Origin of the sequence: Plebeiibacterium sediminum, assembly GCF_026013605.1 — a bacterium.
Classification (GTDB): Bacteria; Bacteroidota; Bacteroidia; order Bacteroidales; family Marinilabiliaceae; genus Saccharicrinis; species Saccharicrinis sediminus.
Map to the genome: position 1 here is coordinate 104,215 of NZ_JAPDPJ010000011.1, position 9,638 is coordinate 113,852.

Sequence of the window (9,638 nt, forward strand, 5' to 3'; positions counted from 1 at the left end):
AGAAGATGGAAGTACGAAGTACATTATTTGAATGTAAAATTTCTTTATGATAAAACGATCAGAACTTAAGAATAGACTCTATTTCATTAAGCTCCTCTCTTGAAAATTCTATATTAGTAAGTGTTCCTAAATTATCATTAAGCTGTTTTACTGAGCTAGCACCAACCAGAACTGAGGTTACTCTCGGATCCTTTAGCAGCCATGCAATAGCCATTTGCGCTAACGACTGTCCTCTTAACTGAGCAATTGAATTCAACTTTTTTATAGCCTCCAACTTTTCTGTAGACAGATGCTCTTGCTTTAAGAAGTGATTTTTACTCATTCTTGAGCCTTCAGGAATACCATTTATGTAGCGATTGGTAAGAAGTCCCTGAGCTAAAGGAGAAAAAGCAATCAATCCCATTCCTCTTTTATCCAAAACATCAAGCAACTCGGGTTCAACCCAACGTTCAAACATACTATATCGAGCCTGATGAATTAAACATGGTGTGCCTAATTCTCTTAAAATAGACTCAGCTTCTCTGGTTTTATCAGCTGGATAATTCGAGATTCCTGCATACAGCGCTTTTCCTTGTCGAACTGCATGATCCAATGCTTTCATGGTTTCTTCCAATGGCGTTTCAGGATCAAAACGATGAGAATAGAAAATATCCACATATTCCAGATTCATTCGTTTTAAACTTTGATCTAAACTTGCCAGTAAGTTTTTGCGGGATCCCCACTCACCATATGGTCCGGGCCACATGTAATATCCAGCTTTGGTTGAAATAATCATCTCATCGCGATAAGCTTTTAAGTGCTTGTTTAGTATCGAACCAAAATTTTCTTCAGCACTACCAGGCTCTGGTCCATAATTATTGGCCAGATCAAAATGAGTAATCCCTTTATCAAAAGCTTCAAATATGATGGCTTTACTATTTTCATATATATCAACAGATCCGAAGTTATGCCATAAGCCCAAAGAGATAGCCGGTAATTTAATTCCACTTCTACCGCACCTTTGGTAAATCATTTCATCGTATCTGGTTTTGTTTGCGTAATGTTCCATTTTTAGTTGATTTTTATTTCCTCATGAACCTCGCTAAATCTGATCTTTTTTCCAGGCGAAAATCAATTGATTTCGCCGATTTAACGATTCTTATAGCTCGTTTCATATTTTTAGATCGGTAATTTTATTTATAGATTTCTAATTCAGCGTTTGTTGCGAAGTACTGATATTATAATCCTCTTTTAACTATAATTCGTTCGTTAAAAATAACACCATTTTTTCGATTGCTCTTTGACATACAGGACAAAATCCCTCTGCTTCATTTGTTTTCATTCTGCAATCAATCATAGGACGATAAATTCCTTTGGCTACATAACCCCCACCTTCATATACCCCCACTGATTTATTGTATTCATCTTTTACAGGTGTCGGTACGGGCATAGATTTATCTATCATATCCTTCCATTTACTCTCAAAATCAACGAGCGAGGTAAGGTTAGGCTGCCATGGTTCAATTTTCTGATTAAAAAAATCATTGTAACTGGTAGATGAAGTATAATACTCATCACCCAAACCCGCAAATCCATGTCCAAATTCGTGAACGCAAACAATCATAGATCTTTCATTATCAACAGAGGTTAATGAAAAATGATTGAATATACCACCCCCTCCGTATTTGGTTGTATTTGCAATAACATAAATCTGATCATATGGCACTAAACCTGCGTAATCACGAATTTGAAAAGTATGTTCACTCTCCAAATACCTGTCAGAATTCAAAGTATTGAAACTGGATTTAAGAGCAGTATTTTTCCAAATATTCTTTCTGGGATCAGTCATTCCGGAATTTTCAGAAACCACATCTACAGTCCATATATTAAATTTCGTTTTTAATTGATCAAAAGGCGCTTGTTTAAATAAGAAATCAGTGAGGCGATTTACATCATTATGAAATTTATCCATCTCGTCCTTTGTATATCCATCTCCAACAAAAACAATATCTACGCATTCCTCAGCACTACCATTATCTACAACCTTTTGCGTTTTTATGTTTGACTTTGCAATTTGTTTAATAGAGTAATCATTGGGATTAATTACCGTCTCCAGTAAACTATAAAATACACCATCTCTATTTCGTCTTTCAATGGTTACATTTACCTTTTCTTTAGGATATGGACAAACCACACTTTGTTGAAAAGCTTTATTAATTCTTAAGGCCTCATCTGTTGTTTGCCATTCTTCATAAAGAGTACAAAATCCACGAGAATAAAGAACCTCCTCTTTTAAAGTATCCCGAACTACAACACGAAATTCACCATAATCAAAATAGTCTTTCTGCTTAGGTGAACCTCCCCAGAAAGGTTCTTTTTTAAGTTCAAAGATAGCTGCAGTTGTTTCCGTGGCATTCCCACTCAGAACAAAATCGATTCTTAAAGATTCATCAGAACTCCACCCCAATGATTGTCCGGTTAATAATGTTCCATGAAGTGTAAAAAAACACAGAATAATGATAAGGTACCTCATACTAATTTAATTTTAACTTATATTTTTGTAAAAATAATAAAACAGAATAGAATAAAGGCTGAGTTTTTGCATTAGCAAAACTGCAATAATCAGCAACTATTAAAAATACAAAATGATTCAGCTACAATCACTTGAAGAAACCATAAATAAAGTAGACCCAAAATCTCTGGTTAGCTCTTTCGAAAATATTTTAAAAAAAATTGGTGTAAATGAAGAATTAACTACTTATATCACTGTAGTTTTATTTTCAGCTATTGTACTACTGATTGCCAAATTTGCTCATTTTTTGGTAAAAAAATACCTGGTACGATATGTAGAACAATTTATGCACAAGACAAAGTCGAAATACGATGACTTTTTTGTAAAAAGGAGATTAATCAGCAGGGCAGCTAATATTATTCCGGCAATTATTATTTATTCATCCCTTGATTTAATTTTCACACCTTTTGAATCACTTAATGTTTTACTTCATAACCTGGTTGCCATATATTTTATAATTGTAATTCTTTTAATATCAGATTCATTCCTTAAAGCTATTGGTGATTTATATGATACTTTACCACATAGTAAAGAGAGACCTATAAAAGGATATTTACAAGGTGTACAACTGGTTTTTATTTTAATTGGAGTTTTAATCACCATCTCTATAATACTGGATATTAAACTATCAACAGTTTTTACCGGATTGGGAGCTATTGCTGCAGTTTTAATTCTTGTTTTTAAAGATACCATATTAGGCTTTGTGGCTAGTATTCAGCTTTCTGCTAATAACATGGTAAAACCTGGCGACTGGATTGAAATGCCATCTCACAAAGCTGATGGAACTGTCATGGAAATGACGCTTAATACAGTTAAAGTTCAAAACTGGGACAAAACCATATCTACTATTCCCACTTATGCTTTGGTCAGTGAAAGCTTTAAAAACTGGAAAGGGATGGAAGAATCCGGTGGAAGAAGAATTAAGCGTGCGATTAATATTGATATGAAATCTGTTAAGTTTTGTGATGACAAAATGATCTCAAAATTTAAGAAAATTCATGTGCTTAAAGATTACATTAATGAAAAACTTGTTGAATTAGAAAAACACAATAATCAATTTGACATTGACGAATCCATAAAGATTAATGGAAGAAGATTAACCAACCTGGGCGTATTTAGAAAATACCTTGAAGGGTACTTATATAATCATCCAATGATTCATAAGGAAATGACTTTTCTGGTTCGTCACTTACAACCTAATGAAAAAGGTATTCCTGTTGAAATATATGTTTTTAGTAAAGATCAGGCCTGGGCAAATTACGAATCAATCCAGGCAGATATCTTTGATCACATATTGGCTGTTTTACCTGAATTTGAATTAAAAGTGTTTCAATTTCCAACCAATTCTGCCCCTGAATCAGCAATTTTCACCAATGAATGATTTGAATAAATTATTAAATCATTCATAAAAAACTACGAAACAAACAATTACAAATAACCATTCATCTTCAAACAGATAGTAACAATTTGTAGTTAACAAATGCTAATATTTTACTTATTTGGTAAAAACAATTGAATATTTACTTAGTTATTTATAATTTCGCAGCAGATTATTAGTATAAACCGTAAAATAATAACAAATTATAACTTCAATAGAAGCGAAATGGAAAACAGCCAACAAATTGATCATTTAGATAAAAAGATACTTTCTCTTATTACTAAAAATGCTCGAATCCCGTTTTTGGAGGTTGCCCGCGAATGTAAAGTTTCAGGAGCTGCAATTCACCAACGAATTCAACGTTTAATGAACATGGGCGTAATTAAAGGCTCTGAATTCATTATTAATCCTACTAAAATAGGATTTCATACTTGTGCTTTCATGGGTATTTTCCTAAAAAAAGCAAGCCTTTTTGATAAAGTTGTTGAGCAATTAAAACAAATTCCTCAGATTGTTGAATGTCATTATACAACTGGTCAATATGCCATTTTCATCAAGGTATATGCTCAAAACAATGAAGATTTAAAATCGATTCTTCACACTAAATTACAATCTATTACAGGTATATCTTCAACTGAAACCATCATTTCACTCGAAGAAACATTTAAACGTCAGTTACCTATTGAATAAAAAAATAAATGCCGAATATGAATCATATTCGGCATTCTTATTTATAATCTCTTTTTGCTTACAACTTCCATTCACCTGAAATAACCTTCTGCAAAGGTTGAATAAACTTATTAAAGTTTAAAATCAGCAAATTAATTAAAGGATCATTCTTCGTTAACTCCAAATAATTTGCTTCAGATATTTCCATAAGCATTCTCCTGTCATATTTACTGTTAGGTGTCGACAGTACTATGTGCGGCAATATTGTTGATGTAGCTGCTACTCTATAATCCTCCTCTTTAAATATTCCCTCTGAAATTAACCGTGGATATATTTCAAAAAAATTATAGGTATTATCACCCAAATACAAGTTAAACGATAAGTTTTGAACCAATGGAACCTGAAAATAAAAATTAAAAGTATCATTTGGATACTGAATATGCATTGACACAAAGTTATTATGCATATTTTCAGGTGTATAATGTATTTTCCAGCTTAACGACTTATAATCATTAAACTGTTCTTTTAAGCCTAACCAAACTAACAAGCGAGGCCATAAAATCAAATTAAAATGATCATTCCAATCATTCTCCTCTCTTAATTTCTGAATATTTTCATGTGTAAAATCAATGATAGGTATCTTCATGTGCCAATAATCTGTATTTTAATACCACATGGAACTTGCCAAATTAAGTCATCCTTTTGAGTTGGAATTTTCTCTCTTGGCTCGTTTCATCTGATTAAAACTTATTTTCAAAAGTCATATACAATGCTCCAAAGTTGTACAAAAATAAATCAAGTACTTATATATTTCGGAACATCTCAGACAAAAATATTACAATTGTGAATTATAAGCTAACCTTTGATCTTTTTTATCATCGCTAAAAACAATATCCAATCGCCCTAACTTTACACCTGCCCATCCTGTTTGATTAATCACAACATCATTTCCTTGTTTATTGGTTATGATAGTTGGCTGATCCAGAAACGTATGTGTATGACCTCCCAGAATCAGATTGATATTTTCTGTATTTTGTGCTACCTCTATATCATCTACCTTATCACCTTTATATTGATAACCCAAATGTGATAGCGCAATAATATAATCGCAATTTTCTTTATTCTTTAGATATCCCGCAAGAGCATCTCCTGATTTTATGGGACAGTTATACTTAATATCTCCACATTTATTTGGATCTACCAATCCATAAAGTTCAATACCAAGTCCAATAACACCAATTTTCACAACGCCTTTCTGAATAATTTTATAGGCTTGCATCAATGGTTTCAAAATACTTTGCTCCAGGCCGTAATTACAATTCACAAACGGAAAATCAGCTATTTTTATTTGTTTAGCCAGTTCCTCAACCCCATTATCAAATTCATGATTACCAATGGTTGCCACATCATACCCCATTGCATTCATTAATTTAATATCCAGCTCACCTTTATAGAAATTAAAATAAGGAGTACCCTGAAAAATGTCACCAGAATCCAATACCAAAACATGCTCTTCTGTTCTTCTGACCTGCTTTATTAGAGCAGCTCGTCTTGCAAAACCGCCCTGATTTGGATATGAAGAATGATCTTTTGGAAAAGGATCAATATGACTGTGTACATCATTTGTATGCAGTATTGTTATCTTAGTATCGCTACCTTTTACTTTACATGAAGGTAAAACCAATGTTCCTGCGGCAGCTCCAAGAGCTATATTTTTTATAAAATTCCGTCTACTGTTCATTTCCTCAATCTATTTTTATTCTGCCGTCTATGTTACTAACAACTTTTAAATTGTTTTGGTTTAACTCTTCAATATGCTCAATAATAGCCTCCCGAATTTTACAACCAATTAACTGACTTTGGATTGGATTGGTAATCATAGAAAAATAATCCCCTCCGTTTGCTAAATAATCAGATGTTGCTAAATAATAATTACGATTTACATCTAACACATCACCATTAATGGTTACAGATTTTACTTTATCATTCTTAATAACTAACTGTGCGCCACTGATACCTTCACCGTTTGTTGTACTTATATAATCAAAAAACGCTTTAATATTAGTTCCTGAAATAGTTAATACAACGATCTGATTCTCAAAAGGCATAATTTCAAAAATATCGCGCACCGTAACTTCTCCCTCTGGTAAATTTGCTCTTAATCCTTTAATATTCATTAAAGATATCATGGGTAAAGTATCTGCATTATTAGCTTTTAAATATCGCAAAGCTCTTTCCTGTATAATATCAGATACAAAATTTGATAAAGGACTTTCGGGATAATAAGAATCCTGTTCCGCTTCACTAAAGCCGATGATACGGCTCATTTGTTTATCAATCTCTTCTCTAAAAGGAGATATAACACTAGCAACAGCACTATCTGCAGCAATACTACTGTCCACCAATACTAATTTCCCTGAAGTACTTTTTAATTCAATATTTTGCCTGCAACCAAACATTAAAGCCGACCAAAGCAAAATATAAATCACCTTACTTTTTAATATCATTATGTTATATATTTTCATCATCACTACAACAAAAATACATTATATTATCAACATATTAATGATTTAAATCTTATATAGATGTTAAGAATAATAAATCGACCGGTTGGTACAATAAAAAAGACTCCCACGGGGGGAGCCTAATTCAAGTTGAGAATATTTTACTTATTTAATTTGTTCAAAGTACTTCTTCTTGATCTCAAGTAGCATTTTCAAATCAATTTTAGGATTATAAATACGAATCATATCTTCAATTTTAAAGTCGTTATGAAAATGTCCTAATGCTGCATCAAAAAAACTACCTTCCCAGTTATACTTAACTTTCCTGGTTAACTCCTGAAATTCTGTCCACTTATAATAATTAGGAATAGTAATATATCCGTGATCTTTTTCAATTAAATCGAGATATACGCCATCTTCAATTTTTTGAAGTTTGTAAAACTTTTTAATTCGTATAAGACCGGATTCCTTGATACTTTTTACTGGTTTCTTTTTAAATTCAAACCCCTGATCAATAAAACAAGCCTGCAAATCCTTTATTCGATCATATTTATCCAGATGACGAACCCTTATAATATGATAGGTTTTATTATAAATGGTAACTGTTCCTGCATCAGCATGAAACGGTGACGGAAAGAATTTCTCAATATTAACCCTTGCTCTTGTTACTTCTTCAAGCGTATAAAGTTTATCCACTACAAAATACACATATAAAGGCTTAGCTTCACTGGGCGATTCACTGTAATAATGAAAAAAACCGGGGAAAGGTTCAGGCGCTTCAAGCACAAATGTATTTGGCATTATCTTATCTTCCATGGTAACTAACTGCTCCGCTTTTAACAGATTACCATATCTTTCTAATATATCTGAATTTAACATGACGGTTTTATTTTTTAGATTCCACATTTATAAGTTACAAAAAAATTGATTAGAAAATAGAATAATACCCAAAATGTTATAAAACAACCTGTATCATGATTCAGACGACATGTAATCACCAATACATATCCATCTCATTTACTATATATTACCAGATATTCACCAGCTAAAAACAACCCAAAATATTGAAATCGAAATTTATTTATAGACATCTACAATCTATAGATTAAAGTTGGGTTAAATAAGAGATGTAGATGATTCAAACCCCTATTAAACTCATTAGAAACTCATATACAAGTCATACTAAATTCATTGAATAACGAATTTGATATGACTTGTATATGTATATATTATGTGAATAACTGCACTACATTACCAACATAATAGCTTGTTAGTATTTACAAGCCTACTGGCCATAAGCGTACTATATATGAGATAAAAGAAAGACGTGTAGATATATTCTCTTTTAAGAGGAAGTGGCATCGACAATTGGTAGAGATTAACGCTATGATCTGAAGATAAAGTTGACATCTTTCCGGGGCATACCAATGACTGTAGTATATAGCCATTGTTTGTTATCAGACTAACCAATAACAAAATAAATCATTTGCTCTTTGTGTAAAAACAATAAACCTTCTACTCCTATGCTATTTACATCAATTTTAAAACAAGTTAATGATCACGGGTAAACACCGGTTTTAATTCAGTAGAAAGCTGATTATTATAGATGTATCCTTCTAAATCAAAAGCTCTTAAATCTTCGGGATTTGTAATATTGTTTTGAATGATAAAGCGAGTCATTAATCCACGAGCCTTTTTAGCATAAATGCTAATCACTTTATATTGACCGTTTTTTAAATCTTTAAACTCTGGAGAGATCACAGGAACTTTAATCAACTCTTGCTTTACTGATTTAAAGTATTCATTTGAAGCTAAATTAACCATTGCTTTATGCTTAAACTCATTGCTATCAGCATTTAGCATATCTGTAATTCTACTTCCCCAAAAGTCGTATAGGTTTTTATAGTCTTTAAATGCGAGCTTTATTCCCATTTCTAAGCGATAAGGAAGTATCATATCCAATGGACGAAGTACACCATAAAGACCCGATAAAATACGCAGTTTTTCCTGAGCAAAATCAACATCCTGTATATTGAGTGTTTCTGCCTGTATACCATTATAAACTTCTCCATTAAAAGCAAATAAAGCTTGCTTGGCCTTATCTTGTTCAACAGGAAAGCTCCATTCCTGATAGCGATTATAATTAAGATCAGCCAATTTCGGACTAATCTTCATTAAGTTTGCCAGATCTTTAGGCATATAGTTCTTTAATTCACCTGTAATTTCCTTCGCCTCTTTTACAAAACGGAAGTCACTTCTCATGTTTGTTACTGCTGGCTTTTCAAAATCAAGTGCTTTGGCGGGAGATATAATAATTTGCATACTTTTAAATCGGATATTTTGGATTAAAACGCAAAGATATTTAAATGGTTCAATTAATAATAGACAGTTAGATTATAGACGATAGACTTTAGACTTATTTACAAAACTTAAATAAGTATTTATAACCTCAGTTCGATTCTAAAATAAGGCTAATTGATCAGACTTAATTTGCTCAACTTTAATAGCAGGTTTCTTTGGAAAAAATGAATAGGCT

9 protein-coding genes are annotated in these 9,638 nt (G+C 32.2%); 2 read left to right on the forward strand and 7 right to left on the reverse strand.

All coding sequences use genetic code 11. The features are described from left to right. Positions 1–58: 58 nt before the first annotated feature. Positions 59–1,048 carry an L-glyceraldehyde 3-phosphate reductase gene (gene mgrA / locus OM075_RS07285; protein WP_301189829.1) on the reverse strand — a complete coding sequence of 330 codons (990 nt, stop codon included), beginning with the start codon at positions 1,046–1,048 and terminating at the stop codon, positions 59–61. A gap of 186 nt (positions 1,049–1,234) precedes the next feature. Further along, entirely contained in the window at positions 1,235–2,512 is a 1,278-nt protein-coding gene (locus OM075_RS07290) for a M64 family metallopeptidase (RefSeq protein WP_301189830.1), read from the reverse strand. A gap of 112 nt (positions 2,513–2,624) precedes the next feature. On the opposite strand from OM075_RS07290, the gene OM075_RS07295 reads away from it, so the two are divergent. After that, on the forward strand, positions 2,625–3,932 hold the full coding sequence (locus tag OM075_RS07295) for a mechanosensitive ion channel family protein (protein WP_301189831.1): 1,308 nt from the start codon (positions 2,625–2,627) through the stop codon (positions 3,930–3,932). 222 nt (positions 3,933–4,154) lie between these two features. Beyond that, positions 4,155–4,619, forward strand: a complete 465-nt coding sequence (locus OM075_RS07300; protein WP_301189832.1) for an Lrp/AsnC ligand binding domain-containing protein — start codon at positions 4,155–4,157, stop codon at positions 4,617–4,619. A gap of 58 nt (positions 4,620–4,677) precedes the next feature. On the opposite strand, the gene OM075_RS07305 is transcribed toward OM075_RS07300, so the two are convergent. The 5 genes from OM075_RS07305 to yaaA form a co-directional block, all read right to left on the reverse strand. Further along, complete coding sequence (locus OM075_RS07305) at positions 4,678–5,244, reverse strand: hypothetical protein (protein ID WP_301189833.1); 567 nt, start codon at positions 5,242–5,244, stop codon at positions 4,678–4,680. Positions 5,245–5,433: 189 nt separating this feature from the next. Further along, complete coding sequence (locus OM075_RS07310) at positions 5,434–6,339, reverse strand: bifunctional metallophosphatase/5'-nucleotidase (RefSeq protein WP_301189834.1); 906 nt, start codon at positions 6,337–6,339, stop codon at positions 5,434–5,436. Positions 6,340–6,343: 4 nt separating this feature from the next. After that, on the reverse strand, positions 6,344–7,105 hold the full coding sequence (locus OM075_RS07315) for a 5'-nucleotidase C-terminal domain-containing protein (RefSeq protein ID WP_301189835.1): 762 nt from the start codon (positions 7,103–7,105) through the stop codon (positions 6,344–6,346). A 162-nt stretch (positions 7,106–7,267) separates the two neighbouring features. After that, entirely contained in the window at positions 7,268–7,981 is a 714-nt protein-coding gene (locus OM075_RS07320; protein WP_301189836.1) for a hypothetical protein, read from the reverse strand. A 672-nt stretch (positions 7,982–8,653) separates the two neighbouring features. Then, positions 8,654–9,424: a peroxide stress protein YaaA gene (gene yaaA / locus OM075_RS07325; protein ID WP_301189837.1), complete on the reverse strand. Its 771-nt coding sequence runs from the start codon at positions 9,422–9,424 to the stop codon at positions 8,654–8,656. Between the last annotated feature and the right edge of the window lie 214 nt (positions 9,425–9,638).